1 protein-coding gene is annotated in these 328 nt (G+C 68.3%); it reads right to left on the bottom strand.

The annotated features are described in order from the left end of the window. A partial coding sequence (locus ABGA94_RS19065) for a suppressor of fused domain protein (RefSeq protein ID WP_375367930.1) occupies nucleotides 1-328 on the bottom strand: 328 nt, incomplete at both ends.

The following is a 328-nucleotide window of genomic DNA, read 5'->3' as shown; positions in this document are numbered from 1 at the left end:
GGCGTGCTGCAGGCTGTTGGCCACGGCATGATGCCCCTGCGCCTTCAGCCAGCTGACCATCTCGCCGAGCGAGCTGTCCATGCCTTCGCCGAGTTGCTTGAGATGGGAGGCGCGCTCGTCCAGCGCCTGCAGTTCGTCGCCCAGTGTGGCGTCCAGCGCCGCCAGCGGGCGGTAGTCGGCCGGTACGTCGCCCGCGAAACCGCTCACCTGCGGCTGCAGCGCCTGCAGCACGCCGCGCGTAGACCAGCGCTTGACCGCCTCCATTTCCTCATCGGTCAATCCAACCAGCTGCAGGAACTGCAGGTGGCCATTGGCGGTGTCGCGTGCC

Origin of the sequence: Stenotrophomonas sp. 3diitr2024 (assembly GCF_042136455.1) — a bacterium.
Taxonomy (GTDB): domain Bacteria; phylum Pseudomonadota; class Gammaproteobacteria; order Xanthomonadales; family Xanthomonadaceae; genus Stenotrophomonas; species Stenotrophomonas sepilia.
Note: the sequence above shows the minus strand (reverse complement) of the source record. Positions and strands in the feature narration are given on the sequence as shown.